This is a genomic window from Nocardia sp. CA-120079, assembly GCF_050955745.1.
In the GTDB taxonomy this organism is placed as follows: Bacteria; Actinomycetota; Actinomycetes; order Mycobacteriales; family Mycobacteriaceae; genus Nocardia.
On record NZ_CP192088.1, the window covers coordinates 3,265,452 to 3,291,054 of the forward strand.

Genomic DNA, 25,603 nt, shown 5'->3' on the forward strand with positions numbered 1-25,603 from the left:
GTTCCTCCTCATGTGTCTGTGAACTAAATGATATAACTATTAATTTGTAGTGACCGGTGGATGCGTGACAATCCCGCATCCAGCCGATGGAGGAGGAACGATGAGTGAACCTGCGGCACGGGTCGAGTGGACGATCACCGATGGGATAGCGGATGTGCGGCTCAATCGTCCGGAGAAGCTGAACGCTCTCGACGACGAGATGTTCACCGCGCTGATCCGTACGGCCGCCGAGCTGCGCGCCGAGCCGGATCTGCGGGTCGTTGTGCTCTCGGGTCACGGTCGTGGCTTCTGCGCCGGCCTGGATCTGGATGCCTTCCGTGCTATGGCCGAGGGGCGTGCGTTCCGCCCGGCGGATTCCGATGTCCAGGCCGCGGAGCTCGCCGGTGACGGCGACCCGGAGCTGACCCGCGGGCAGCGTGCGGTGCTCGGCTTCCGTAACCTCCCGGTCCCGGTGATCGCGGCGGTGCACGGCCCGGCGCTCGGCGGTGGCCTGCAGCTCGCGCTCGCCGCGCACATCCGGTTCGTGGCTCCCACTGCCACGCTCGGGCTGCTGGAGATGAACTGGGGAGTCGCGCCCGATATGGGTGGCACCCAGCTGCTGCCCCGGCTCGTGGGATCGGATGTCGCCGCCGAGATGATCCTGACCGCCCGGCGGGTCGACGGTGCGGAAGCCGAGCGAATCGGTCTGGCTACCAGGTCGGTCGCCGAACCGCTCACTGCCGCAATGGAGTTGGCGCGCACTGTGGCCGGTCGAAACCCGGACGCGGTCCGCGCGCTGACCACGATTTTGGCGGCGCCCTCGTTCGCCGAGGGGCTGGCCGCCGAACGAGCCGCGCTGCGCACGGTCACCGGTGCGCCGAATCAGCGTGAGGCGGCCGCGGCGGCGCTCGAGAAGCGTGATCCCGTGTTCGTGACCGGGGCAGGTGCCGCGCGAGGCTGATCACCGGGGGCGAGCGGGCGCGAATCTCCGCGTGCTGTCGCCCCGTCAGGCGTGCGCGTTCAGTTCCGCGACCGCGGGCAGCCAGATCGCCGGGTCGTGGTCATAAGGGGCGTAGAAGCTGAAGCGTTCCACGAGGTCGCCGAATCGGGTACGCACGGCCGCGCCGAGCCGGTCGGGCTCGGCCACCACGGCGAAAGTGTCGAGCACCTCGTCGTCGATGAGTTCGCCCATGCGCCGCCAGCGATCGTCGTCCTCGTCCTTGGACAGCTTCGTCAGTTCACGGCCCAGCTCTTCCCATCCGTGCAGGGCGAGCACGGGCTGGTACGTGGGTGTACTGCCATAGAACGCGATCTGGCCGCGCACCGCTGCGGCGGCACGAGCCATGTCCTCCTCGGTCGCGCCCGTTACCACCAAGCCGGACAGGCTGATGGAGAAGTCGTGCAGGTCTCGCCCGGCGTTCTGCCGTCCTTTCCGCAGCATCGGCACAGTCCGTTCGCGCAGGAACCGCTCGGTCGTGAACGGGTGCGGTAGCAGACCGTCGCACACTGCGCCCGCTACCTCGGTCATCCGGTCGCCCACGGCCGCGAGATAGATCTTCGGTGGGCCCCAACGGCTCGGTTCGGGCGCGAAGAACGGGGTCATGAGTGTGTGGGTATAGAACTCACCGTGGAAGTCCAGCGGTCCACCGGTCTGCCAGCAGGTCCAGATCGCCCGCAGGGCATCGACGAATTCCTGCATGCGCCGGGCGGGGTTGCTCCACGGCATTCCGAATCGCCGTTCGATGTGCGGTTTGATCTGAGTGCCGAGTCCGAGCAGCAGTCTGCCGCCGCTGAGCAGTTGCAGATGATGTGCGGTGTAGGCCAGCGACATCGGATTGCGGGCAAACGCTACCGCCACCGCTGTGCCGAGCTTCAGGTGTTCGGTGCGCTGCGCCACGGGGACCAGCGGCAGGAACGGGTCGCCGGAAGACTCCGCGCTCCACAGCGCGCCGTATCCTTCGTGCTCTGCCCGGCGGCCTTCCTCCGCCAGCGCGTCCAGGCTGTCCGTTCCCGGTGCGGGCTTTGCCAGTTTTACGTCGACATACATGGGCTCTCCCTCATCCTTGCATCGGATAGTATAATGAGTTAACTGAATGGAAAGGATGGCGGTCAGATCATGCGACGCACGATTCTCGAGCCCGAGCACGAGCAGTTTCGCCAGACGGCACGCACCTTCTATGAGAAGGAATGCGTGCCCTACGTCGATGAATGGGAGAAAGCCGGCCACACGAGTCGTGAGGTATGGCTACGGGCAGGGGAACTGGGTCTGCTCTGCTGGGAGGCACCCGAAGAATACGGCGGTGCCGGAATCAAGGACTTCCGGTTCAATGCGGTGCTCAACGAGGAGTACTGGCTCACGGGCTCGGTCGGCGTGGGCTTCGGCGTCCAGAACGACATCCTGATGCCCTACTTCCTCGAGCTGACCACCGAGGAACAGAGGCAGCGCTGGCTTCCGGGCATGGTCTCGGGTGAGCTCATCACCGCCATCGCGATGTCCGAACCCGGCGCGGGTTCGGACCTTCGCGGCATCCGCACCACGGCTCGGCGCGACGGTGATCATTACGTCATCAACGGCTCGAAGACGTTCATCTCCAACGGTCTGCTGTGCGACCTGGTGGTTGTGGCGTGCAAGACCGATCCCGAGGCCGGACACAAGGGCGTGAGCCTGATCGTCGTGGAGGCGGGTACCCCGGGCTTCACCAAAGGCCGCAAGCTGGACAAGATCGGCCAGCATTCCGCCGACACCGCCGAACTGCACTTCGAGGACGTCCGAGTGCCGGTGGAGAACCTCATCGGCGAGGAGAACAAGGGTTTTTACCACCTGATGCGCAACCTGCCGAAGGAGCGGCTCGGGATCGCCGTCCACGCGGTGGCCGGCGCGCAGCGCGCCTACAACCTGACCCTGCCCTACGCGCGTGAACGCAAGGCATTCGGTCAGCCGATCGGCACCTTCCAGGTCAACCGTCATGCGCTGGCCGAGATGCAGACCAAGCTCGAGGTCATGTGGACATATCTCGACCAGTGCATCGCCGCGCTGAATGCCGGTGAGCTGACCGCGCAGGAAGCGGCGGGCGCGAAGTGGTGGACCACCGAAACCCAATGGGAGATCCTGGACCGGTGCCTGCAGCTGCACGGCGGCTACGGGTACATGAACGAGTACGAGATCGCACGGCTGTGGCGGGACGCACGTGTCCAGCGTGTGTACGGCGGAACCAACGAGATCATGAAGGACCTCATCGGCCGCTCGATGGGCCTGTAGTGGTCGCGGGCGCGACGGCCACGTGGTGCCGCTCATGATCGCAGGAACCACGACGGGCGATTCTCTGGCGCTGAGCGCGGTCGAGGCCGGTGTCGGGCTCACGGCGATGCGGGTCGGTCCCGGCCGGACGGCGCTGCATGCGCCGTTGCCGCCGGGTTCGCTCCGTACCGGTCGGCTGTCACCGGCGCTGCTGGGCGTGGCGGCCGATTGCGCGGTGGCGACCGCGGTGTTCGCTCATCCGGCGGGCTCGCCTTCCGGCGTAACGGTAGAGCTGCGGGTGGATCAACTGGCCCCGGTCGCGCCGGGTGCGCGTTACCTCGACGTCAGCGCCGTCGCGCTGGGCGTGACCCGCGAATTCGGCACGGGGCGTGCCGAATTGCGGGACGACCGGGGAACTCTGATCGCTCAGGCGGTGGGGGTGATGGTCGGCGACGCCGACGGTAAGTCCCCGCGCGGTGACGGCGGCGACGACCCGATTCCCCCGATGGACCCGGAGATTCTCAGGGTCCGTCCTGAGGGCGACGGCTCGGCGCGGGTGGACGTCGTCGCGGGCATGCTCAACTCTCGGGGCGTAGTGCACGGTGGTGTTCTCATGGCGCTCACCCGGCTCGCGCAAGAACGCTGCCACAGTGCGGCCGGCGCCACGCTGCGGCCACTGGGATTGAACATCTCCTACCTGCGACCCGCGCCCGGGGAAGACTTTCTGCGCTTCCGGTCCGCATACGTCCGCAAGGGCCGGCGGTTGTCGACGCTGCGCACCGAGGTTCTGCGGCCGGACGGAGTGGTCGTAGCGGTCGCGATGGGGACCGGGGCGGTGTCGGCAGTCCCCGCGGCGGGCTGATTTTGGCGGCGGACAGCCTCTTCGCTCGACCGGGTAGTCGATCCAGGTGTTTTCACGGGGTCGCGCCGGCGTTCCGTCGGGCACGGTGGAATGTGACCGGGATCATGGTCTGCGAGAGGAATCAATGTTGATGAACCACGTCTCTGCCCAGGAATCGTCCTGCTGTACCGCCGAGGACTACCCGGCACCGGTGATCGCGATCGTGAACCTGATGCTCGATTGGGACCTTCCGGTCCTGGAGATCAGCTCGGACGAATTGGCGGAGTGGCTCGAAGTATCCGTGGATGACGCCCGGCGAGCCCTGCTGGAGTTGGGCGCGCTGCCCGGTGCGGAAGTGCTGATGCCGGCGGAGCCGCACGCCCTGGTTCGAGCGGCGCTCGATGTCGATCGGTGCCCACTCACCGCCCCACGCCCCGGCGCGCTTCGGTTGGTGCACAGTCGGGACGGCTCGGCTGAACGCGAGGCGATCACCGCTCCCCGGGCGATCCGGTGGACCGGCGAGGTCGCCGCCGAAGAGCTGCGCCGTCGAGCGTAGACACCTGAATTCGGCCCGCATCCGCACTCGATTCTGGGAATCGAGGGCTTCGCTCGAAGGATCGCGCCGAGGAAGACGCGCGCGTGAGGGACTCCTCTGCCGTGCTCCATTTCCTGTCGCCTGAGCTGGAGTCCGATGCGGCTCACGCGACACGGGCGAGGCTCGGGCTGCGAGAGGCGACGCGGTCGAGCTCATGCCGACGAGTGCTTGCCATGCGCGCACCGTAGAGTGTAATCATTTAGTTAATAACTTCTAACCTGTGATGCCTTGGCCGGGATCCGGGCGATGATCGTACAGAGAGGACTTCCAGATGCGTGACGCGGTAATCGTCGAGGCTCTGCGCACACCGATCGGCAAGCGGAGGGGTGGCCTTGCCGATGTGCACGCCGTCGAGTTGTCTGCGCTGATACTGAAATCGATCGCCGAGCGAACCGGTATCGACCCCGCCGTGGTCGACGACGTGCACTGGGGCAACGTGATGAGTGTCGGCCAGCAGTCCGGCAATATCGGCCGAATGGCGGTGCTCGCCGCCGGTTGGCCCGAATCAGTCCCCGGCTTCACCATCGACCGGCAGTGCGGCTCGTCGCAGCAGGCCATCTCCACCGCCGCCGCGGCCGTCATCTCCGGCCAGGCGGACGTCGTGGTAGCCGGCGGCGTCGAGATGATGTCGGCCATACCGATGGGTGCCTCCAATGTGCCGGGGACCGGCGAGATGGGTGGACCCGCGGTCACTCGCTATGCCGACCGATTGACCGCCCCCGGCTTTGGTGGTGCGTTCAACCAGGGCTACGGCGCCGAGGTGATCGCCGATCAATGGAAACTGTCGCGCACGCGGCTGGACGAGTACTCCGTTCGCTCGCACGAGCGGGCTGCCGCCGCACAGGACGCCGGCTATTTCGAGACCGAGATCATCGCGGTCGATACCGGGTCCGGCACCGTGAAAGCCGACGAGGGGATCCGTCGAGGGTCCACCGTCGACAAACTCGCCACTCTGAAAACGCCTTTCAAGGAGGGCGGGGTCATCAGCGCCGGAAATGCCTCCCAGATCTCCGACGGGGCGGCCGGCGTGCTGGTCACGACCTCGGAGAACGCCGCGCGTCTCGGACTGACCCCGCTCGCCCGCATCCACACCGCGGTGGTCACCGGCGATGATCCGGTCAAGATGCTCACCGGTCCTATCCCAGCTACCGCGCTGGCCCTGCGTAAGTCCGGGCTGAGCATCAGCGATATCGATGCCTTCGAGGTCAACGAGGCCTTCGCGCCTGTCCCGCTGGCCTGGCAGATCGAGACCGGCGCCGACGAGGCGAAACTCAACCCGCTGGGCGGCGCGATCGCCTTGGGACATCCGCTCGGGTGCTCGGGTGCTCGCCTGGCGACCACACTCGTCCACCACCTGATCCGGACCGGCGGGCGATACGGATTGCAGACCATGTGTGAAGGTGGCGGTACCGCCAACGCGACGATCTACGAGCGGATCTGACCATGGGAGCTTCCGACGTATCCGCGCCGTCCCGGACGGCGGCTCTCCTCGTCGAGCAGCGCGAGCGTGTCCTGGTCATCACAATCAACCGGCCCGCAGCCCGCAATGCCATCAACGCCGAGGTCAGCCACGGTCTGGCCGACGCGATGGAACTGCTCGACACGAGCCCCGATCTCTCGGTGGGCGTGCTGACCGGCGTCGGCGAGAATTTCTGCGCCGGTATGGATCTCAAGGCGTTCCTTGCTGGTGAGAATATCGCCGTCGAAGGTCGAGGACTCGGTTTCACCGAGGCGCCGCCGAATAAGCCCGTTATCGCCGCGGTCGAGGGATTCGCGCTGGCCGGGGGCACCGAACTGGCACTGGCGACCGACCTTATCGTCGCGTCGCGTACTGCGGCCTTCGGTCTGCCCGAGGTCAAGCGCGGCCTGGTCGCGGGTGGCGGCGGATTGCTGCGGCTACCGCGGCGTATTCCCTACCAGATCGCGATGGAGTTGTCGCTGACCGGAGAGACCTTCTCCGCCGAGCTCGGCCACCGGTACGGACTGGTCAATCGCTTGGTGGAGCCCGGTGCCGCGCTCGACGGCGCACTCGACCTCGCGGCGCGCATCTGCCGTAACGGTCCACTGGCCGTTGCCGCGACGAAGCGAATTCTCGTCGAGTCGGCCGACTGGACCGAGGCCGAGGCATTCGACCGGCAGCGCACGTTGCTGGAGCCGGTCTTCGCGTCCCGGGACGCCCGTGAAGGCGCCGAAGCCTTCGCGCAGAAACGCGAACCGGTGTGGACGGGAGAGTGAACCGCACCCGGTTCGCACCCCCACAGCAGACAAACCGAATGGAGAAGATATGAGCACTTCGGCGACCGAAGTGGCACTGGTAACCGGTGGTGCGGGCGGGCTGGGCGAAGCCGTGGTCCGCCGCCTGCACAAGGCGGGAATCGCGGTGGTCGTGGCCGATCTGGCCGACGATCGCGCCGGTCGGCTGGTCGAGGACCTGGGTTCCGGCGCCCACTACGCGCGAACCGATGTGACTTCCGAGGAATCGGTGCTGGCGGCGCTCGACGCGGCGGCGGAACTGGGCACGCTGCGTCATGTCGTGATCGCGCACGGTGGCTGGGGGGTTGCCGAGCGGGTGGTCAAGCGGGACGGTACCCCGGCGAGTCTGGAAGGCTTCAGCAAGACGCTCGATCTCTATCTGGTCGGGACTTATAACGTCTTGCGGCTCGCCGCGGCCCGGATGGCTGACGCCGAGCCCAGTGCCACGGGCGAGCGCGGCTCGGTAGTCGCTACCGCGTCGATCGCGGCCTACGAGGGACAGATCGGCCAATCCGCCTATGCCGCGGCGAAGGCGGGTGTTGTCGGACTCACCCTGGCCGCGGCGCGTGACCTCAGCACGGTCGGTATCCGGGTCAACACGGTCGCGCCCGGCACGATGCATACCGCGATGATGGAATCGGTGGGTGACGAGGCGCTGGCGAAGTTCACCAACAATATTCCGTTCCCGAAGCGCCTCGGTTCGCCGGACGAATTCGCGGCCCTGGTCGAGCATCTGCTGACCAACGGCTACATCAACGGAGAAGTGGTCCGCCTCGACGGCGCCCAGCGGTTCGGCCCCCGCTGATCACTCGGTCATAGACAACTCTCGGCAGCGACGAGGCCCGCTATGGGGTACACCCGTGGCGGGCCTCGTCATTTTCCGGTACCGGTCGAGTGGACAGAGCCTTGGTGTCAGGCCACCGCGGTCAGGCGCCGCCGAGGCTCGCGTCGCGACGGTTCGCCGCGACCCGCGCACGCAGACCGTCGATCAGGATGTCGATGCCGAAGTTGTAGTAGTCGGCCCCGTGAAGTTCGCCGAGGTGCGGAACGACCTGTGCCAGGGTGGGGGGCAGTTCGATCTCGTCTCGCGGCACGTCGGCCAACGCCACCTGGTAGCGGCCGAACAGATAGGTGTGGATCGTCGAGTAGGCCAGCAGTACCTGCTTGTCTTCGAGCCCGGCATCGACGGTGATCGCCATGATCGCATCCACCAGGCGGCGGTCGGAGTGCAGCATTCGTTGCAGCAGCAACCCGGCGATTCCGGGGTTGCGACGGAGTTGAGCGTCGATACGGTCGATGAGCACCCGAAGCTGGACATCCCACGGCCCATCGGCTTCGCCGGGGACCTCGACGTCGGCGAGGGTGCGTCTCGCGACAAGGTCGAGCAACGCCTGCTTGTCCGTGACGTAGGAGTAGGCAGCCATCTGGGAACGTCCGAGTTGCTGCGATAGCCGCCGCATCGACAGTGCGTCGAGACCGTCGGTCCGGATGATCTGCAACGCCGCATCGACGATCTGGTCTTCGGTCAGCGTCGGCGGGCGCCCCCTGGCCCGCCGGGATGCCGTCACGGATCGGTCGACGGCTGCCGACTGATCGCTGGATCCCACAGGGGCAGTGTACTCACCGGACCGGTCGGGTCCGGTGAGCGTCACCGCGGCCTCCCATCGTTCACGATGATCAGATCCCGAGGCGCTCGAGCAACCGTTCATGTGCCAGTGCCGGACCGCCCAGCAACAGGTCGGTGCCGCGGGCGCGTGTCGCGATGGCTTCGACGGCCGCGGTATCGAGATCGCCGGTCACCGCGGTCAGCCGCAGCGCGACCTGTCGAGCCGCGTTCGAGCACCCGATGTGCGCCATCGCCGCGGCCACCGCCCCTGCGTCGAGATCGTCTTCGCCTTGGAGCCGCACCGCGCGATACCACAGCGCGGTCGCGCCGGCCCGCAGCAACTCGAGTTCCGCCAGCTTCTTGGTATAGCCTCGCCACGAGTCGCTGTCGTCGGAGGAGGGCAGAACCTCGGACAAGCACTTCAGCGCTCGATCGACGAGCCCCATCTGCTCCCCGGCGAGCACCGTGGTCGCCCGGTCGACGGTGCGGTTCATGATCCGGCCTCCGACGCCCTCGCGGCCGATCAAGATCGCCGGGGTGTTCTCGAAGCCGACCCGTGCGAGGGGACGCGCGTCATCGAGCGAGTCCATGGATTCGATGGTGATACCCGGTGCATTCCGGTCGACCAGGTACAACGACGGGCCACCGATATTGCGTGCGACCACGAAGATCGTCCGCGCCGATTCCGCGCCCGGGACGAACCACTTCTCGCCGGTGAGTTGCCAGCCGTCAGTGCTCGCCGTGGCGCGGGTTCGGACCAGTGCGGGATCCCAGGAGCCGGTCTTCTCTGCCGCGGCGAGCGTCGCGCGGCGCACGTCCACGCTGTCGTCGGTCGGCGAGCCGGCGATGGCGAAGGCCTGTGCGGCGAGCCCGGCGGCCGGGAAGTAGTCGGTTTCGCTGACCGTGTATCCGGCCGAGTAGGCCACCTGCGCGAGACCGGTGGCACGTGGCCCGAAGGCGGCGGCTTCCCATTCGTCCTCGGGAAGAATCGCGGAGAGCGCTTCATTGCGCTCGATCACGTGCCCGGTGACGTCCACCGCCAGTTCGTCTATTGCGCGCGAGGCCTCGGCGGTGAGTTCGCCGGTGGCCTCGACGAGGGGTAGCAGGCGCGCACGGAACGTGTTGCCCGTCGCTGCGAGCAGGTGCGGGCCCAGAACTTCGGCGACGAATTCACCGGTGGACGCGAGAACACGGGCCTCCACCGCTGCAAGGGCCGGCGCGGAGCACTCGACTGCGCCGGTTCGCAGTTCGCGAACGGCGGTCAGTCCTGTGAGCAGTTCGCTGAGCCGACGCCGGAGTGCGCGATCGTCCCAGGTCCAGGTGGATCGCATCAGTGCGGACAGGGTTTCGGCGTTCAACGTGGCGAGGTAGTCGTCGCGCTGTTCGCGGGTGAGGACCCTGCTGCCGGTTGTGGGTTCCATCGCGCCTCCAAGGCTGTCGTTCGAGGTTCACCGCATAGGATGACTTCTTTTCGTTACAGTGTAAAGTATGTAGGCGGACCGCGGCGGTCGCACCGGCGCCGCCGGTCGACCACCGGGCGGGGCTGCCATCTGTGGCCCGGTGGACTACCTGTCCCCGCCGATCCGGTTCAGCTCACCTCGGCGCATTCGGCGATCAGGTGCGGAAGTCTTTTTCATGAAGGGGTTCGTGTGAACGAGAGCGGAACAAGGGAATCGGGACAATCCACCACGACGGTGGATTCCCGTGACCGGTCACCGGTGGACGCGCCTGAGTCGCCTGACGGGGTGCGCCTCTGCTTCGGGTGTCGTGCGCTGAATCGCTGCCGGTTCGGGATCGAACGTGAGCGACTCGGCGATGACGGTGTCGTGGTCAGCCACGTGGTGTGCTTGCGTGAAAACGAGGGCGGGCCGGAGGTGGCACACGGCGGTTGGACCGCGAGTGTGATGGACGAACTCGTCGGGCACACATTGTTGTTGAACGACGAATTCGCGGTCACCGGAACACTGACCGTCAAGTTCGTGCGTCCGGTACCTGTCGGGTGGCCGCTGATCGGACGGGCCTGGGTTGTCGGAAGAGAGAACCGCAAGGCCTTCGTGCGGGCGACGCTGGAACTCGAAAGTTCCGGCGCCATCGTGGCCGAAGCTGACGCGACCATGATCAAACGTCCGGCCTCGCATTTCGAGCTGCATTACCAGTGGCTCGAAACGCAGCGTGGCAAGGAATGAACGCACGTAGCGGTGGCCGGCGCCCGCACTGAACCGGACAACTCGTCCGGGCAACGGTGCGACCCCCCGCCCGGGGTCGAGCCGATTCGATCGAGCGGCTCGACCGCGTCGGTCATTTTGCGGGGGGACGGTGTCCGCGAGGGATCCGTGCTCGGCTGTTACCGGAAGTGCGATCGTCCGCCGTCCGCGAAGAGGGTGCGGCCGGTCATGTAGTCGGAGTACGGACTGCTGAGGAAAACGACGACGCGACCGACGTCGGCGACCGGATCACCCATCCGCTGGATCGGAAACAGTGCGAATGTCCTCTCGAGGTCTTCCACACTCATCTCACTTTTCACTTTCTCCCAAGCAGGTGAGGCCCCGTTCGGCACAACGGCGTTCACTGTGATTCCGTACTTTCCCCATTCCGTCGCCACACACTTCGTAAGTCCTCGAACCGCCTCCTTCGCAGCTCCGTACGTCGCCATGTTCGCGACGCCTTCGGTCCCTGCCGCGGAGCCGAAATTCACCACCTTGCCGCCGTTCACCCGGAGATAGGGAAAGCATGCCTTCATGCAATTGAAGGTGCCGAGCACGGAGGACTCGTAGGCATCGGTCAGGTCTTCTGCGGTCGCCTTGTCGAAAGACACGAGATTCTGCGTCATCGCGTTGTTGATCAGGATGTCGATCTTCCCGAATTTCGCGACGGCCGCCTCGACCGCACTGTCGACGGCCGGACGGTCTCTCACGTCGCATTCGACTGCCAGAGCTTCGTACCCGGCTGCGGCGAGGTCGCCCGCTACCTTCTCGACCTTCGCGAACGCACGGTCCGCGAGGACGACGGCCGCTCCATCGGCTGCCAGTGCGTGGGCCACTCCTTCGCCCAATCCCTGACCCGCACCCGTGACGAACGCGATCTTTCCGTCTACCAGACCCATGTGTTTCCTTTCTCGAACCGTTTGCTATCCGACGCATGCCGGTGGTTGCTCCGCAGGCCGCGAGCGGCCATCGGCTGACTCCGGGGAATCCGGCGGCTGGTGCGTGCAGGTGTCCCGTCATCCGAGGTCGAAGCGGTGTTTTGTGGCCGGGACGACGATGGGAAACCCGGACCGCACGTGCCGGCAGATGGACTTCGATCGCCGCGTCGGAGCATGCACGGCATCTCCCGGACAGCTTGCATCATATAATCAGATAATTCAGTGTATAGTACTGTTTCTTGGGGGTAGGGTGCCGACTGAGCGGTGTAGTCCTCGGCGGTGCAGATCGGCCATCGAGAGCCTGGTGGAATCGCGTTGCGGCGCAGTGCAATACCTGGTGGGGCGACGGCCAGGGAGTGCGGAGCGAGACGCCCGCCTGACTCGCTCGCGTCCTGCCGGTGTCGAACGGCAGTCCGAAGCGCTGTGGTAGCAGTCGGCGGTAACGCATGCGGCGCGCCGGATTCGATGCTCGCGCTCGGAGTCGCCGCCCCGGTCACGCAACGCTTTCGCTCGCAATGACCCTGCCTCGCAACATTGTTCGGCGAATAGTCGCCGGCAACTAGCGGACGGCCGACTCGAATTGGCCGCGACACATCTTGTGTATGTGGCCTACCTCACGTAGATTCAGCTGAATTAACTAACCAATTCATGATGTCGAACTGCCTCGGCGCGGTTGACATCGCGGCACGTTCGATCGGACGGAGTGGAATGGAGCACCTGACCTTTCTGCTCATGGGCTTGGGTAGTGGTGCGGTTTTCGGGGCTTTGGCTCTCGCCGTAGTGCTCACATATCGGAGCTCAGGAGTGATCAACTTCGCCGCCGGAGCCATTGCGCTCTTCGCGGCTTATTTCTACGCGTTTCTCCGTCAAGGTGAGCTCCTCGTGCTGGTACCGGGATTCCCCGCCACGGTGCGGCTCGGTAATCCACTCGGGCAGTGGCCCGCGATGGCGTTGGCCCTGGCCGTCTCGGCAATAGTGGGCGCTGTTTTGTACATACTGGTCTTCCGGCCGCTGCGACGAGCGCCTGCGGTCGCTAAAGCTGTTGCCGCCTTGGGTATCTCGCTATTCATACCGGCCTTGTTGGCGGCGCGGCTCGGGACCTCCGCGATCGTGGTCGATCCGATCTATCCGTCGGGCGTGTGGCGGTCCTCGGATTTTTCAATGCCGCACGATCGGATATATCTGGCGTGTACCGTCGTCTTGCTGGCCGTCGCACTGGTGGTCTGGCTACGGTTCAGCCGATTCGGCCTCGCCACCCGGGCGGTTGCTTCATCCGAGCGAGGCGCTTATCTGAGCGGCATGTCGCCCGGTCGGACAGCTGTCTACAACTGGATGCTCAGTTCGGTCGTCGCTGGGCTCGCCGGCATTTTGATTGCCCCCATCGCGCCTCTCGCCCGGGTTTCCTACACGTTGTTCATCGTGCCTGCCCTCGCTGCCGCGGTAGTCGCTCGCTTCGAACTGTTGTTGGTAGCGGTTGCGGCCGGCCTGGGGATCGGCATGGTCCAGTCCTGGTTCCAATACCTCACGACACAATTCTCGGTATTGCCGACGTCCGGTCTCGCCGAACTCGTGCCGTTGATCTTGATACTGGTCGTGCTCGTAGTCAGAGCTCGCCCGCTGCCCAGCCGCGGCGCGGTCGTCGTGCAAACTCTCGGTTCCGCGCCCAGACCGGCGAGACCACTGATCGGTACGGCCGCGGTAGCGATAATCGCGACAACGCTACTTCCGGTCCTCGACGACCGGCTGCGGAACGGGTTGATCACCAGCGTAATCATGGCCGTCATCGCTTTGTCGATCGTGGTCGTCACAGGGTATGCCGGGCAAATTTCATTGGCGCAGCTGACAATTGCCGGAGTTGCCGCATTTCTCGTGGGACCGCTGACGCGAGCGTGGCATCTGCCCTTTCCGGTATCGCCCCTCGTCTCCGCTCTCATCGCTGCCGCAGTCGGGGTACTGATCGGCTTACCCGCGCTACGAATTCGTGGTCTTTCCGTAGCTGTCGTGACGCTGGCGATGGCGTTCGCAGTCGAGGCCGTGTGGTTCCGCAATACCGATTTCGTGACGTCGTCCGGTGTCGCGGTGCCTGCGCCGAGTCTGTTCGGATGGGACCTCGGGATCGGTGCCGGCGAGGACTATCCACGCATCCGGTTCGGAGTCGTATGCGTAATCGTGCTTACCGCAGTATGTTTCGCGACGGCGATGCTCAGACGCAGCAGGTTCGGTTCCCAGATGCTTGCTGTTCGCGCCAACGAAAAATCTGCCGCTGCCGCCGGAGTCAACGTCGTCTTCGTCAAAGTGCTCGCTTTTGCGATCGGATCGTTCATTGCCGGTTTGGGGGGATCGCTGCTGGCCTATCAGCAGCAGTCGGTGATCTTCGAGCCCTTCTCCGCGATGAACTCGGTCGCATTCTTCGCCACGGTATATCTGGCGGGAGTCACGTCTCTGTCGGGCGGCATTCTGGCCGGCGTGGCGGCCACGAGCGGCCTGTTGTACATCGTCATCGACGAGACGGTCGGAGCTGGTGGCTGGTACTCGACAATCGCCGCCGTGCTTCTGGTGATCACGGTGATCGTCAACCCCGAAGGGATAGTCGGGCCCATCCACAGCTGGATCGCGAGACGCCGATCGAAAGGTGTCGTCGCGGACATGGTTCACGCCGAGGATCTCGACATCGAGAGCACGCCGGTGCCGGGGGGCGCCCGGGCCGCGCTGCAGGCCGACGGTGTGAGCGTCCACTACGGAGGCGTCGTCGCATTGGATTCGGCGACCCTGGAGATCCCGGAAGGCGCACTCGTCGGCCTGATCGGCCCGAATGGCGCGGGAAAGACCACTCTCATCGACGCGCTGTGCGGATTCTCCGAGTACACGGGCAACGTTCGATTGCTGGGAGACAGGGTCGACGGACTGGTGCCGTACCAGAGAGTACGGCGCGGGTTGGGCCGGACCTTCCAGGCGCTGGAGCTGTACGACGACATGTCGGTGACCGAAAACATCAAGGTGGCTCTGCGAGCCGGCAAATTCGAGGACGCGTCGGTGCAACTGTCCTCGATAGAACGAATCCTGGGCACGCTCGGTTTGTCGGCGGCGGCCGATCGATCGGTCAGCGAGTTGTCGCAGGGACAACGACAGCTTGTATCCATCGCCCGAGCGCTCGCCGGAAATCCGTCGGTTCTGTTGCTCGACGAACCGGCAGGTGGACTCGACAGTGACGAAAGTATGTGGCTCGGAACGCGTTTGCGTCGCATCGCCGACTCCGGAATCGCTGTCCTGATGGTCGATCACGATATGGATCTCATTTTCGGATCGTGCGATCTGGTCTACGTGCTGGATTTCGGAAAGGTGATCGCCGTCGGCTCGCCCGAGGAGATCAGGAACAACGAGAAGGTCGTAGCGGCCTATCTGGGAGGCGAGGTGCCGGCCGATGCATGAGGTACTGCACAAGCCGACGTCGACGCCTGTCCTCGAGTGCCTCGAACTGGCGGTCGGTTACGGATCCACCACCGTGGCCCGGGATATCGACATCGCGTTGCACGAGTCGAAAGTGCTTGCGGTTCTGGGGCCGAACGGGGCGGGTAAAACGACGTTGCTCAACACCATCGCGGGCTTTCTCAAACGACGAAGCGGTTCGGTGCGGGTAGGCACGACCGATCTCGCCAACGGTGACCCGCGGCATGCGAGCCGGCATGGATTGGTACTGGTTCCGGATGACAGGGCCTTGTTCAACGACCTCACCGTTCGAGAGAACTTGAAGGTCGCCTGCAACGACCAGGCGATCGGTTCCACCCTGGATCTCTTCCCTGCACTGCACAAGAGACTGAAGGTGCGCGCCGGTGATCTGTCGGGCGGTGAGCAGCAGATGCTCGCGGTCGCGCGAGCGATGGTGCAGAGGCCGAAAGTGTTGCTCATCGATGAGATGAGCATGGGACTGGCGCCGGTCATCGTCGAAGGGCTACTCCCCGTTGTTCGTCACATAGCCGAGAGTACGGGCGCGGTGGTCGTGCTCGTCGAACAGCACGTTCAGCTGGCACTCGAAGTAGCTGACGAAGCTGTCGTCCTCGTGCACGGCCAGGTTCGGTTGCGCGGCTCGGCCGAAGAATTGCGAACCGACCCGGGGCGTTTGCGCGAGGTCTATCTGGGGGGCTGACGCGACAACCGCCGACTGCAGGGCAGTCGGCCGTCCGCATGCGGCCTCGCCCCGGCATCGGGGCGGCGAGCCGCGATCCACATCGGTGTCAACGCAAGGAGAGAAATGAAGGTCGGAAATCCCTGGCGAACTGTCGGTGCGGCAGTCGCCGCCTGTGCGGTCGCCGCAGCAGCGACAGCAGGCTGCAGTTCGAACAGCGACAACGCGTCCAGCGGAGCTGCCACAGTCGATCCCGCCATTCTCGGGGCGCAGAACGTGGCGACCGGCGAGCCCGTAACGATCGGCTTCATCAGCGAGGGCAAAGCGGCAGCTTACGACACCAGTGCCGAAATAGCCGCGGCGAACGCGACAGTTGCGTATATCAACGAGCATCTCGGCGGCTTGCGCGGACACAAGGTCGTCTTGAAAACCTGTGAATCCAAAGGCAATCCGGCAGCCGCGACCGATTGTGCGAATCAAATGGTCGGAAGTGGCGTCGTCGCCGTCGCCGAAGGGGCGCTGGGGCTCGTCGACCAGACGATCGACGTTCTGTCGCCGGCCGGTGTCCCGCTCCTGCTCAACTACGGGGCATCGCCGAAATCGCTGTCCGCACCGAACGTCTTCAGCCTGATGAACGGGGTTTCCGCCATTTTCGCCACTCCCGCGGAATTGGCGAAGGAAAAGGGAATCACCAAGGCCGCGATGGTGACGATCGATGTGCCCGGCGCGACCGGGACCGCGAACCAGATCGGAAAGCTGACGTTCGCCAATGCCGGTGCGGCGCTGGACGTGGTAACCATCCCGCCGGGAACGCCCGATATGACCTCTCAAATCGCGGCCGCGAAGCGCAACGACCCGGGTATGTGGGTTGTTCTGGGCGAGACAACCTTTTGCGGCGGTGCGCTGAAAGCGATCAGAACGGCTGCGCCGGATGCGCCGGTGGTCGTCAATGATCGCTGCGTGAGTCCATCGATCAGTTCGTCGATTCCGGGAGGTTTCGAGGGCGTGCAGGTCGGTACGACGACGAACTTGGATCCGGCGAACAACGATGTGAAATTGATCCAGGCGGCACTCGATCAGTACGCGTCCGGTACCCCGGTCAACGCCACATCGGCCGGTGGCTGGTCACCGATCCTGGCACTCGCGGAGGCGTTGAATTCCGCCCCGGGCACGGATGTCACCCGGCAGTCGATTCTGGAAGGCCTCCGCACGGCACCGCCGCAGAAGTACCCGTTGACCAACGGTATCGATTTCCAGTGCAACGGTAAGGCTTTCCCGATGGCGCCGACCGTCTGTGCTTCCGATGTCATCGTGGCGACGGCGGACCGGGGCGGCAAGCTCGGGGACTACCGGATTCTCGAGACGGATCCGGCGTTGTTCACGCCACCGTCGCGCTGAGGCACTTCGGCTGGTGGTGACGATCGCAGCCTCGAACGCGATCGTCACCACACTCTGCTGTCGACCAACTGCGATAACCGACAAAATTCAATGGAGAATATCAATGTACGAGATTGCTGGGCGACTGGGCTGGCGAGTCATGAGCCGCGTCGCGCAGAAGCAGATGTCGTTGCCGAAGCCATTGACCAGAAATATTGTGGTGCAACGAGATCTGGAGATCCCGATGCCCGACGGCACCGTGCTGCTCGCCGACTTCTATCGGCCCGGGACACATTCGGGATCGCTGCCCACGCTACTGGTGCGTTCCCCGTACGGCCGCCGCGGCATGCTCGGGCTCTATGTCAGGCCTTTCGCCGAACGGGGTTATCAGGTGCTCGTGCAGAGCACTCGGGGCACCTTCGGTTCGGGTGGCGAGTACGAGCCGTTGCGGCACGAACGCGCCGACGGGCTCGCGACGATCGACTGGGTGATCGAGCAACCGTGGTTCGACGGCAACCTCGTGCTCGCCGGTCCCAGCTATATGGGCTACGCCCAGTGGGCGGTCGCCGACAAGGTGCCTTCCCAGGTCAAAGCCATCATGCCGGTGACGACATCGGCGAACGTGATCGATGCTTTCCACCGTCCCGAGGGCATGCTCGCGGAAAATCTGCTGGATTGGACCGCCATCCGATTCGCCCCCAATGTCTGGTCCCAACTGCTCACCGAATCACAGATTGTGCGACGAATCCGAAAAGCGCTCGCCGCAGGGCCCGTCGTCGATTCGGAGGCACGCCTCGTCGGACAGTCGTGGCCGTTCTTCCAGGAGGTGATGCAACACCACAGTGAAGACCCCTACTGGGCCACGATCGATGTCGACCATCGCGAAACGATCGCCGGAACCACCGTGCCGGTCAATATTGTCGCCGGCTGGTATGACCTGTTCCTCCCGCACTCACTGCGCGATTACCGGACGCTCGTCGATGCCGGTAGGCAACCACGCTTGACGGTCGGCCCTTGGACGCACATCGATTCCGGCCTCCGTGGTGCGGGAATCCGAGAAGGCATCGAATGGGGACTGACGCTCGCGCGTGGCGGTGAGGTGGCCGAACAAGACCCCGTCCGGCTCTTCGTCACCGGCAGTGAACAGTGGCGCAATTTCCCATCCTGGCCGCCGCCGGACCGGATCACCGATCGTTGGCACCTGCACCCGCACGCCGCGCTCGACAAGGACCCCGCGGTGCCGAGCGCACCGGACACCTATCGCTACGACCCAGCCGACCCCACACCATCGCTCGGCATGTCCAAACTCGTCGCCCAGCAGGCCGGCCCCCGCGACAACCGCGAACTGGAAAGCCGCGCAGACGTATTGACCTTCACATCCGCCCCGGTGACTCAGGACTACGAAATCATCGGCGACATCACCGCCGAAATCTGGCTTCGCTCCAGCCGTCCGAGCACCGACCTCTTCGTCCGCATCTGCGATGTCGACCCCCGCGGGCGTTCGATCAACGTCTGTGACGGGATCACCGTGGTCGAGGCAGCCGAGCCCGACGCGCAGGAGCCGGCCAAGGTGGTCGTACCCCTCTGGCCCACCGCCCACTGCTTCCGCCGAGGACACCGTATCCGTGTCCAAATATCCAGCGGTGCGCACCCGGTGTACGCCCGCAACGTCGGCAGTATCGGAGAACGCCTCACCGGCACCTCTCTGCACGCGGCCGACCAGGAGATATTCCACGATCCGGAGCATCCGTCCGTCCTCCTGCTGCCGGGTTCCACTGCCGGCAGGTAAACCAGCGGACCCGATAGCCGGCCGGTCATTACGGGCGGGCCGGCTATCGGACGGTCACCGCAGCAGCGGCGCCAGCCGAGTGCACACGACGCGGATATGCTCGGCGACCATGTCTTCGGGCATGCCACCGACCGACCCCCATAGGAAGACGGTGGAAACCGGTGCGTCACCTGTGATCGTGCGGATGCGGCCCGCGATGTCCTCCGGCGTGCCGAACCAGAAGTAGTTCAAGGGACCTCGGGGTTCGCGGGCGGCCAATTTCACCGGATCCACCGGCCGGGGCGGTGGGGCATCGGTGCCCTGCACCATGTGTCGGCGATAGGAGTCGGCCTGGTAGCCGATATAGGGCGCGACGAGCGGCCAATCTCGCTCCGGGTCCTCGGTGACCCAGGCCTGGATTCCGCCACCCATGCGAGCGATCGCGGGATCGTACCCACCGGCCACCAGGCCCTCGCGATATGCGGGCCAGCTCTCGTGATTCGCCGTGAGAAGTGGCGTTCCCAGCAGGCCGGCACGGCGCGCGCCCTGGGGACCGTGATATCCCAGCCACACCGGGAGCGGGTCCTGAACCGGTCGGGGAGTGACCCCGCCGTCGTACCACAGTTGTCGCAGCCGTCTCACCATGTCGTCGGTGGTGGCGTAGCGCTTGCTGTCCGAGATTCCGTACAGCTCGTACTCCGGCTTGCGGTATCCCGCACCGATACCGAGATCGACTCGCCCGCCGGAGATCAGGTCGACAAGCGCGGCTTGCTCTGCGACTTCGACAGGGGAGTGCAGTGGGGCGATCAGGATCGCGGTGCCGATGCGTGCGTCTCTGGTCCGTGCGGCCGCGGCCGCGGCGAAGGTCAGCGGCTGGGTGAGATAGCCGTCGTCGAAGAGGTGATGTTCGGAGAACCACAGTGAACCCGCGCCTAGTCGATCCGCTTCCTCGCACATCTCGAGAGTGAAGCCGTGCAGTCGGGTGGCGCTGGTCTCGAGGTGCTGCGGCTTTCGTAGATCGAAGTACAGGCCGACGTCGATCGGCGGATTCGTCTCATGTGCCGTTGTTTGTGCTGTCACGGTCGTCCTTCCACGACAGGCCGGCCGGTAGGAGCTGCGTGGTTCGCCGGCCAGAACGCCGCCCACGCCGGATCATGGCCCGGCAGTGCGGGCGGTGGTCCGACCTGCCAGCTGTCGAATCCGGCCTGCTGCGGGCGTTCGAGCAGATCGGCTGCGTACCAATGTCGTTCGACGCGCTGCTCGAACAACCATTGCCCGCCGTCGCGTCGATAGCGGTCGTCGTACCGGATGGCCATCACCACCCAGCGGTCGTCCACCTCGTGCTCGGCCCGGCAGTAGACCTGCCCCGTGGCGGTGATCGGACCGCCGTCGCCGTGGTCCGGTCCTATCTCGATGCGATGTCCGCAGATCAGATGAATCGACCGATAGAACCAGCGCAACTGCGGTTCGATGAACCCGCGCAACGCTTCCCGGCCCGTACCGTGCCGACCGAGCCGGACGTCCGGAACGAACAGCGACACCCAGGTATCGATGTCACGCTGATCCACCGCCAGGGCGTAGCGGATCGGCAACTGTCCGATCTCCCAACGCGCCTCTGCCAGCTCGAGCCGCCGTTCCAGACTCGACCGGTCCATCATTCGCCTCCGGTCAGCATGAGCGTGTCACCGGTGAGATACGCCAGATCCTCACTCATGAGGGCGACCACGGCACGACCGATATCGCTCTCCGGATCACCCATCCGGCCGAGGGGCAGCTTGCGCACATGCTGTCGGAAGCGTTCCGGCTGTTGCTGTGCGAACTCCTCGGCGGCGGGAGAAAGCGCGGTCGGCACAACGACATTCACTCGAATCCCGTAGCGTCCCCATTCCCGGGCAGCGACCCGGGAGAGCCCGCGAATGCCTTCCTTGGCCATCGCGTAGGCGCCGAACAGCGGAGCGCCGTTGATCGCGGTGCTGGATCCGAAGTTGACGATCGACCCGCCACCTCGCTCACGCAGCCACGGCAGTGCGGCCTGCATCGCCCATAGTGTCGCCAATGGTCCACTGCGCAAGCACATATCGACATCGTCCGGTGTGACATCGGCCAGCGGCCCCTGGGTGGAGGACTGTGCGTTGTTCACCAATCCGTCCAGGCCACCGTACCGATGAACCTCTCTCTCGACACTCACCTCAGCCCACTGCCGGCTGATGCATGACAGCGCTGATGCCCGAGTCGACGACAAGGGCGGTACCGGTGATGGCCCCCGCCTCGGCCGATGCGAGGAATGCGACGGCGTTCGCGATGTCGGCGGGCTCGGCCATGCGTCGCAGCGGCAACTGCTCCGTATATCTCTGCAGGCGTTCGGCACCGAGGTAGGCCTCGAAACTCGGGGTGCGGACCGCCCCCGGGATCACCGCGTTGACCCGGATGCCGAATTCACCGGCCTCCACGGCGGCCTCTTGTGTCAGTTGCAGGACACCGGCTTTGGCCACTCCGTAATAGGGAACAACGCCGGGAACCTTGCGCAGGCCCGCCGCCGAGGCGGTATTTACCACGACCCCGTGCCGTTGCGGGGTCATCGCTCGTATCGCTGCGCGCACCCCGCGAAAGGTGGCACCGAGATTTCCGTCGAGGCCGTGCCGCCAGGCCTCGTCGTCGGTGTCGACGAGGGAATTGTTCCCGCCGAACCCGACGTTGTTGTGCACGATATCTATTCGGCCGTGCCGGTCGAGAACCGCGTCGAACATTTCGTCGATAAATCCCGGTGCGGTGACATCGCCGGCGACAATATGCGGACTTCCGCCGACGGCGCGGATCAACTCCGCGGTCTCGGCGGCCTTCTCCGGCGAAAGGTCGTTCACCACGACGGCGGCTTCTTCTCTGGCGAACAAGACGGCGGATGCGCGACCGATCCCCGAGCCCGCACCGGTGACCAGCGCTACCTGATCGCGAAATCGTTCGCCCATCGTCACTCTCGCTTTCGACATCGTCGACCCAGGGTGTATCGGTAACCAGCTGGATGACTTCCACTTCGAACGTAACCGACGGATTCGGAAAATCCACGGGTCCGCTGCGGGAACCGCGTTCGCGTGCGGTTTCCCGATCGAGCGCCGTGGTCACCGATACCGGGAGAAGCGAAACGACCTCAGCCGATCGGCAGGGTGGCGGCGATGTCGCCGATGCCGGGTCCGGAGTCGTTCACCAGTCTCGGCACGCCCTGTGTGAGACACCGCGAGATCGCGGGGCCGGCAGTCTTTTCCGCCTCCTCGCGGTGCCCGGCCGCCCAATGGCAGCAGGCATACAACAGCTGTGCCTGGATCAACGCCTTCGGCCGAGGCCGCTTTCCTATTTCACGCGCCAGCGCTTCGGCTCTGTTCAATGCTTCGGTCGTCGCGACTTGTGATTGTTCGGCGAGCAGGAGTCGAATCGCGGAATCCTGGTCCAATTCTGCTGTTATGGCCTGTGTTCTGGTGACCTGTACGTGGTAGGGAGGAAGGGTGGTCAGGCGTGCGCGAACGTCATCGGGAATCGGAAGGTTCGCGCGTATACGTTCGTTGATGATTCGTGCGACCAACCGGGGTAGCGAGCGTTCCTCGGCGATCTGCGCCCCGATGGTGAGCAACCGTTCCGCTTCGGCGAGGTCGCCGAGCACGGTGGCCAGCCTGGCGCCGGTCCCGTAGGTGGCGAGCAGGAAATCGGTCATGCCGCCCTGCCGGTGCAATGTGGTACTCGCCCGCAGTAGTTGCTCTGCCTCGATGAGGTGGCCCTGCTGATACCGCAGATCCCCCAGCAATGCGCCGGCCATGAGCGAAATGCGGGTTCCGAGGTCCGCACCGCGTGGCACCAGCGGTGTGACCGCGAAATGTTGCTCGGCGCGGGTGATGTCGAACTGCTCCAAGGCGGCGAGTCCGGCGACGCAGTGACTGTGCTGGACCACGACGGCGCCCGTTTCGGAGCCGTACCGGAGGGTCGTGCGATGCCAGCGCTCGACCGCCGGAAAATCGAATCGGTTGAGTGCGTCGGCGGCGTGCAGGTCGGCCGCGGCTATGGACATCATTGGCGTCGCGAGGTCGTCGATGTGTTCGGTTACGAGCTCCGGCACACCGTCGACGCGGTCGAGGTCGTACTGTTCCAGGCTGATAAGCAGCGACGCTTCGGCGCGCAAGACTGTTGCGGTTCGCTCGTCGATATCGCTCGCCTCGATGGCGGCGAGAGCTCGGTCGAGCGCGGCATGCAATTGCGCGGGCCGCTCGAGTCCGAGACCCGCCCAGGCGACGCACAGCTGTAGCCGGGGCCGTGATTCTGTCAGCGAGATAGGCAGTTTGGCCATCAGGCCCAGGAAGGTGGCCGTCCGGAAGGTGTGAATGAGGTTGAGGGCCTGCGCGTCGACCAATTCCACAGCCCTCCGGGCATCGTCGGCGATCAGGGCGTGGTCGACGGCCTCGGTGAGCATGTCGTGTTCGGCGAACCAGGCCGACGCGCGGGAATGCAACTGCCGGACTCGATCCGGACCTCGATATTCGAGCTTGCGTGCCAGAGAATCGGCGAACAGACGGTGATACCGGAACCATTGATCGCTGTCGTCCATTCGCTGCAGGAACAGGTTGCGATCAGCCACCAGCTCGAGCAGTTCCTGGCTGTCGGATCGACCCGATAGAGCGGCAGCCAGACCGGCACATGTCGTTCCGGTGATCGACGTCGACATGAGAAATTGCAGCAGCGTCGGCTCCAGCGAGCCGAGAACATTTTCGGTGAGATACTCGCCGATGACATGGTGGCGGCCGGTGAGGTTGTCGATGAACTCGGCGGGATCATCGCGGCCGGCCAGCGACAGCTGCGCCAACTGCAGGCCCGCCGGCCAGCCTTCGGTCGACTCCCGGACCTTGTCCACCTCCTCGGCTGCCAGCCGAAGCTTGTTCATCCCGACCAAGAACGCGGTGGCCTCGGTGGAATCGAAACGCAATGCGGCGGCGTCGATTTCGACCACCTCGTCCTGTACGAGCAGCTTGGTCAATGCCAGCCCGCCGCGATCACGAGTCACCAGCACGACCCGCAGATGATGACAGCCGTGCTCGAGGAGATAGTTCATCGCGGACAGGGTGTTGTCGCCGCGCACCTGGTGCCAATCGTCGACCACGAGCACCATTGCCCGGTCGCTGTCGTGGATCTCGTCGATAAGCGCCGAAAGCACCGCTCGGGTGGCGTCGGTGGACCGTTCCTCCAGCAGCGAGCCCAGCTCACCGGCCAGTTCCGGCCGCACTCGGCGGATCGCCTGGACCAGGTGAGCGAGAAACCAGACGACATTGTCGTCGTCGCGATCGGTTGTCAGCCACGCCACCGGGACCCCGCCGGATTGCAGGTCGGCAGCCCATTGCGCGGCCAGCGTGGTCTTGCCGAAACCCGCCGGTCCCTGGATCAGGACGACCCGTCGTCTGCCGCCGGCATTCAATATCTTCGTCAGGCGAGGGCGCCCGATCGCCGTGCGCGCGGCGGTTGGTGGCCGGAATTTCGTTGCCGCGGAGGGCGGTGGCGGTACGGTGACCGAGCCCGCCGAGTGGGAAGCAGGACTCGGTGACAGAGACCCGCTGCCCAGGGTGGATTCGTCCGGCGGCAGAACCATGATGGCGTCGACCGGCTGCCCGGCACTGCGCTGCACGTCCCGGAGTCGCTCGCCGAAGCGGATGGCAGATGCGGCGCGGTCCGCGGGCTCGCGCGCCATCGCGGTCTCGACTGCCGCCCGGACAGCGTCCGGAATTTCGTATTCGCGAAGATCGGGCAGTTCGCCGCGGGCAATGCGACTCAGCTGCACCTCGAGCGGTTCGGCGGTACGACGGCCGAACGGTGGACTCCCGGTCAGCAGGCAGAACATCGTGGCGCCCAAACTGTAGATGTCGGCCGCGCCGGTCGCCGTCGCACCGAGCAGCACTTCGGGTGCCGTGAAAGCGGGCGTACCGTGGACCATCGGCTCCGAACTCGAGGTGATTTCGCCGAGGTGGACAATCCCGAAATCCGACAACTGGGGTTCGCCGTAATCGGTCACCAGGATGTTGCCCGGTTTGACGTCGCGGTGCACCATCCCGGCGGCATGGGCGGCGGCCAGCGCGCCGCTGATCTTCACGCCGACCGACAACACCTGGGGCCAGGGCAGCGGACCTTCCTGCCGGATGCGCTCGTCCAGAGACCCGCGGCGGAAGTACGGCATCACTATGTAGGGCCGGCCGGTCGGCGTGATATCGACCTGGAGCGCAGGGACGATGTGCGGATGCATGGACAATCGGCCCAGGGCACGCTGTTCGCGCACGAACATCTCGCGTTCGTCGCCGCGCACTTCGGACCGGAGCAGTTTGACCGCGACGTCCCGATCCAGCGCATATTCGCGGCAACGGTAGACGATGCCGGAACCGCCGCGTCCGATCTCCACGGGGTCGCCGAAACCTGCCGCGAGTAGCTCGCTCGCGATCCCGCTGGCCATATCCCGTTGTGTCGTGGCCTCGTCCACATCGGACCTCGGCTGCCTTGTCGGGACGACTGTCGTCCGTCGGATCGCGGCCGGTGCCGGTGGGCCTCGCCGACCGCCTCACACACGATAGCGCTGATGTTTCCCGAGGGGTAGCCAGACGGTGCCTGGAGGCGATCATGCTGAGGCCGTGGTCGCCGAATCGGTGAGGCCATCGGACCTCC

General features: G+C 65.3%; 21 protein-coding genes. 12 read left to right on the plus strand and 9 right to left on the minus strand.

Annotated features, from left to right (window positions below; all coding sequences use genetic code 11):
- The first annotated feature begins 100 nt into the window (after nucleotides 1-100).
- Entirely contained in the window at nucleotides 101-940 is an 840-nt protein-coding gene (locus ACQPYR_RS14885; protein ID WP_433632548.1) for a crotonase/enoyl-CoA hydratase family protein, read from the plus strand.
- 45 nt (nucleotides 941-985) lie between these two features.
- Here ACQPYR_RS14885 and ACQPYR_RS14890 read toward each other — a convergent pair whose 3' ends face one another.
- The gene (locus ACQPYR_RS14890) at nucleotides 986-2,026 is read right to left on the minus strand and encodes a TIGR03617 family F420-dependent LLM class oxidoreductase (RefSeq protein WP_433632550.1); all 1,041 of its coding nucleotides are present in this window, start codon (nucleotides 2,024-2,026) and stop codon (nucleotides 986-988) included.
- Between the two features lie 69 nt (nucleotides 2,027-2,095).
- Here ACQPYR_RS14890 and ACQPYR_RS14895 point away from each other — a divergent pair, with 69 nt between their 5' ends.
- The 6 genes from ACQPYR_RS14895 to ACQPYR_RS14920 all read left to right on the plus strand — a co-directional run bounded on the left by ACQPYR_RS14895 (nucleotide 2,096) and on the right by ACQPYR_RS14920 (nucleotide 7,711).
- Nucleotides 2,096-3,238 (plus strand): acyl-CoA dehydrogenase family protein, encoded by a 1,143-nt coding sequence (locus ACQPYR_RS14895; protein ID WP_433632552.1) that lies wholly within the window; start codon nucleotides 2,096-2,098, stop codon nucleotides 3,236-3,238.
- Nucleotides 3,239-3,272: 34 nt separating this feature from the next.
- Entirely contained in the window at nucleotides 3,273-4,079 is an 807-nt protein-coding gene (locus ACQPYR_RS14900) for an acyl-CoA thioesterase domain-containing protein (RefSeq protein ID WP_433632554.1), read from the plus strand.
- A gap of 130 nt (nucleotides 4,080-4,209) precedes the next feature.
- On the plus strand, nucleotides 4,210-4,614 hold the full coding sequence (locus tag ACQPYR_RS14905; protein WP_433632557.1) for a hypothetical protein: 405 nt from the start codon (nucleotides 4,210-4,212) through the stop codon (nucleotides 4,612-4,614).
- A 310-nt stretch (nucleotides 4,615-4,924) separates the two neighbouring features.
- Nucleotides 4,925-6,094 (plus strand): thiolase family protein, encoded by a 1,170-nt coding sequence (locus tag ACQPYR_RS14910; RefSeq protein WP_433632560.1) that lies wholly within the window; start codon nucleotides 4,925-4,927, stop codon nucleotides 6,092-6,094.
- A 2-nt stretch (nucleotides 6,095-6,096) separates the two neighbouring features.
- Entirely contained in the window at nucleotides 6,097-6,888 is a 792-nt protein-coding gene (locus ACQPYR_RS14915) for a crotonase/enoyl-CoA hydratase family protein (RefSeq protein WP_433632562.1), read from the plus strand.
- 49 nt (nucleotides 6,889-6,937) lie between these two features.
- The gene (locus ACQPYR_RS14920) at nucleotides 6,938-7,711 is read left to right on the plus strand and encodes an SDR family oxidoreductase (RefSeq protein ID WP_433632565.1); all 774 of its coding nucleotides are present in this window, start codon (nucleotides 6,938-6,940) and stop codon (nucleotides 7,709-7,711) included.
- 121 nt (nucleotides 7,712-7,832) lie between these two features.
- On the opposite strand, the gene ACQPYR_RS14925 is transcribed toward ACQPYR_RS14920, so the two are convergent.
- Both ACQPYR_RS14925 and ACQPYR_RS14930 read right to left on the minus strand, forming a co-directional pair.
- Nucleotides 7,833-8,513, minus strand: a complete 681-nt coding sequence (locus ACQPYR_RS14925; RefSeq protein WP_433632568.1) for a TetR family transcriptional regulator — start codon at nucleotides 8,511-8,513, stop codon at nucleotides 7,833-7,835.
- A 70-nt stretch (nucleotides 8,514-8,583) separates the two neighbouring features.
- Complete coding sequence (locus ACQPYR_RS14930; RefSeq protein ID WP_433632570.1) at nucleotides 8,584-9,933, minus strand: acyl-CoA dehydrogenase family protein; 1,350 nt, start codon at nucleotides 9,931-9,933, stop codon at nucleotides 8,584-8,586.
- Nucleotides 9,934-10,161: 228 nt separating this feature from the next.
- On the opposite strand from ACQPYR_RS14930, the gene ACQPYR_RS14935 reads away from it, so the two are divergent.
- On the plus strand, nucleotides 10,162-10,698 hold the full coding sequence (locus ACQPYR_RS14935; protein WP_433632573.1) for a PaaI family thioesterase: 537 nt from the start codon (nucleotides 10,162-10,164) through the stop codon (nucleotides 10,696-10,698).
- Between the two features lie 158 nt (nucleotides 10,699-10,856).
- Here the strand turns inward: ACQPYR_RS14935 and ACQPYR_RS14940 are convergent, their stop codons facing one another.
- Nucleotides 10,857-11,615 carry an SDR family NAD(P)-dependent oxidoreductase gene (locus ACQPYR_RS14940; protein WP_433632575.1) on the minus strand — a complete coding sequence of 253 codons (759 nt, stop codon included), beginning with the start codon at nucleotides 11,613-11,615 and terminating at the stop codon, nucleotides 10,857-10,859.
- 747 nt (nucleotides 11,616-12,362) lie between these two features.
- Here ACQPYR_RS14940 and ACQPYR_RS14945 point away from each other — a divergent pair.
- The 4 genes from ACQPYR_RS14945 to ACQPYR_RS14960 all read left to right on the plus strand — a co-directional run bounded on the left by ACQPYR_RS14945 (nucleotide 12,363) and on the right by ACQPYR_RS14960 (nucleotide 18,943).
- Nucleotides 12,363-15,083, plus strand: coding sequence for an ABC transporter permease subunit (locus tag ACQPYR_RS14945; protein WP_433632578.1), 2,721 nt, complete (start codon nucleotides 12,363-12,365; stop codon nucleotides 15,081-15,083).
- Nucleotides 15,084-15,156: 73 nt separating this feature from the next.
- On the plus strand, nucleotides 15,157-15,798 hold the full coding sequence (locus ACQPYR_RS14950; RefSeq protein ID WP_433632581.1) for an ABC transporter ATP-binding protein: 642 nt from the start codon (nucleotides 15,157-15,159) through the stop codon (nucleotides 15,796-15,798).
- A 105-nt stretch (nucleotides 15,799-15,903) separates the two neighbouring features.
- Nucleotides 15,904-17,175, plus strand: a complete 1,272-nt coding sequence (locus ACQPYR_RS14955; RefSeq protein ID WP_433632584.1) for an ABC transporter substrate-binding protein — start codon at nucleotides 15,904-15,906, stop codon at nucleotides 17,173-17,175.
- Nucleotides 17,176-17,278: 103 nt separating this feature from the next.
- Nucleotides 17,279-18,943 (plus strand): CocE/NonD family hydrolase, encoded by a 1,665-nt coding sequence (locus ACQPYR_RS14960; protein ID WP_433632586.1) that lies wholly within the window; start codon nucleotides 17,279-17,281, stop codon nucleotides 18,941-18,943.
- A 54-nt stretch (nucleotides 18,944-18,997) separates the two neighbouring features.
- On the opposite strand, the gene ACQPYR_RS14965 is transcribed toward ACQPYR_RS14960, so the two are convergent.
- The 5 genes from ACQPYR_RS14965 to ACQPYR_RS14985 all read right to left on the minus strand — a co-directional run bounded on the left by ACQPYR_RS14965 (nucleotide 18,998) and on the right by ACQPYR_RS14985 (nucleotide 25,394).
- On the minus strand, nucleotides 18,998-20,002 hold the full coding sequence (locus tag ACQPYR_RS14965) for an LLM class flavin-dependent oxidoreductase (RefSeq protein ID WP_433632589.1): 1,005 nt from the start codon (nucleotides 20,000-20,002) through the stop codon (nucleotides 18,998-19,000).
- The gene (locus tag ACQPYR_RS14970; RefSeq protein ID WP_433632592.1) at nucleotides 19,999-20,580 is read right to left on the minus strand and encodes a nuclear transport factor 2 family protein; all 582 of its coding nucleotides are present in this window, start codon (nucleotides 20,578-20,580) and stop codon (nucleotides 19,999-20,001) included. Before ACQPYR_RS14970 ends, ACQPYR_RS14965 begins: the two co-directional genes overlap by 4 nt.
- Nucleotides 20,577-21,110 carry an SDR family NAD(P)-dependent oxidoreductase gene (locus tag ACQPYR_RS14975; RefSeq protein WP_433632595.1) on the minus strand — a complete coding sequence of 178 codons (534 nt, stop codon included), beginning with the start codon at nucleotides 21,108-21,110 and terminating at the stop codon, nucleotides 20,577-20,579. Before ACQPYR_RS14975 ends, ACQPYR_RS14970 begins: the two co-directional genes overlap by 4 nt.
- A 1-nt stretch (nucleotide 21,111) precedes the next feature.
- On the minus strand, nucleotides 21,112-21,888 hold the full coding sequence (locus ACQPYR_RS14980) for an SDR family NAD(P)-dependent oxidoreductase (protein ID WP_433632597.1): 777 nt from the start codon (nucleotides 21,886-21,888) through the stop codon (nucleotides 21,112-21,114).
- A 179-nt stretch (nucleotides 21,889-22,067) separates the two neighbouring features.
- Nucleotides 22,068-25,394 carry a protein kinase domain-containing protein gene (locus ACQPYR_RS14985; RefSeq protein ID WP_433632600.1) on the minus strand — a complete coding sequence of 1,109 codons (3,327 nt, stop codon included), beginning with the start codon at nucleotides 25,392-25,394 and terminating at the stop codon, nucleotides 22,068-22,070.
- Between the last annotated feature and the right edge of the window lie 209 nt (nucleotides 25,395-25,603).

What these genes read in the sequence shown, in the direction of transcription:
- ACQPYR_RS14885 (WP_433632548.1), top strand. Translation starts at nt 101, where the DNA reads ATGAGTGAACCTGCGGCACGGGTCGAGTGGACGATCACCGATGGGATA.
- ACQPYR_RS14890 (WP_433632550.1), bottom strand. Translation starts at nt 2,026, where the DNA reads ATGTATGTCGACGTAAAACTGGCAAAGCCCGCACCGGGAACGGACAGC.
- ACQPYR_RS14895 (WP_433632552.1), top strand. Translation starts at nt 2,096, where the DNA reads ATGCGACGCACGATTCTCGAGCCCGAGCACGAGCAGTTTCGCCAGACG.
- ACQPYR_RS14900 (WP_433632554.1), top strand. Translation starts at nt 3,273, where the DNA reads ATGATCGCAGGAACCACGACGGGCGATTCTCTGGCGCTGAGCGCGGTC.
- ACQPYR_RS14905 (WP_433632557.1), top strand. Translation starts at nt 4,210, where the DNA reads ATGAACCACGTCTCTGCCCAGGAATCGTCCTGCTGTACCGCCGAGGAC.
- ACQPYR_RS14910 (WP_433632560.1), top strand. Translation starts at nt 4,925, where the DNA reads ATGCGTGACGCGGTAATCGTCGAGGCTCTGCGCACACCGATCGGCAAG.
- ACQPYR_RS14915 (WP_433632562.1), top strand. Translation starts at nt 6,097, where the DNA reads ATGGGAGCTTCCGACGTATCCGCGCCGTCCCGGACGGCGGCTCTCCTC.
- ACQPYR_RS14920 (WP_433632565.1), top strand. Translation starts at nt 6,938, where the DNA reads ATGAGCACTTCGGCGACCGAAGTGGCACTGGTAACCGGTGGTGCGGGC.
- ACQPYR_RS14930 (WP_433632570.1), bottom strand. Translation starts at nt 9,933, where the DNA reads ATGGAACCCACAACCGGCAGCAGGGTCCTCACCCGCGAACAGCGCGAC.
- ACQPYR_RS14940 (WP_433632575.1), bottom strand. Translation starts at nt 11,615, where the DNA reads ATGGGTCTGGTAGACGGAAAGATCGCGTTCGTCACGGGTGCGGGTCAG.
- ACQPYR_RS14945 (WP_433632578.1), top strand. Translation starts at nt 12,363, where the DNA reads ATGGAGCACCTGACCTTTCTGCTCATGGGCTTGGGTAGTGGTGCGGTT.
- ACQPYR_RS14955 (WP_433632584.1), top strand. Translation starts at nt 15,904, where the DNA reads ATGAAGGTCGGAAATCCCTGGCGAACTGTCGGTGCGGCAGTCGCCGCC.
- ACQPYR_RS14960 (WP_433632586.1), top strand. Translation starts at nt 17,279, where the DNA reads ATGTACGAGATTGCTGGGCGACTGGGCTGGCGAGTCATGAGCCGCGTC.
- ACQPYR_RS14970 (WP_433632592.1), bottom strand. Translation starts at nt 20,580, where the DNA reads ATGATGGACCGGTCGAGTCTGGAACGGCGGCTCGAGCTGGCAGAGGCG.
- ACQPYR_RS14980 (WP_433632597.1), bottom strand. Translation starts at nt 21,888, where the DNA reads ATGGGCGAACGATTTCGCGATCAGGTAGCGCTGGTCACCGGTGCGGGC.
- ACQPYR_RS14985 (WP_433632600.1), bottom strand. Translation starts at nt 25,394, where the DNA reads ATGGCCAGCGGGATCGCGAGCGAGCTACTCGCGGCAGGTTTCGGCGAC.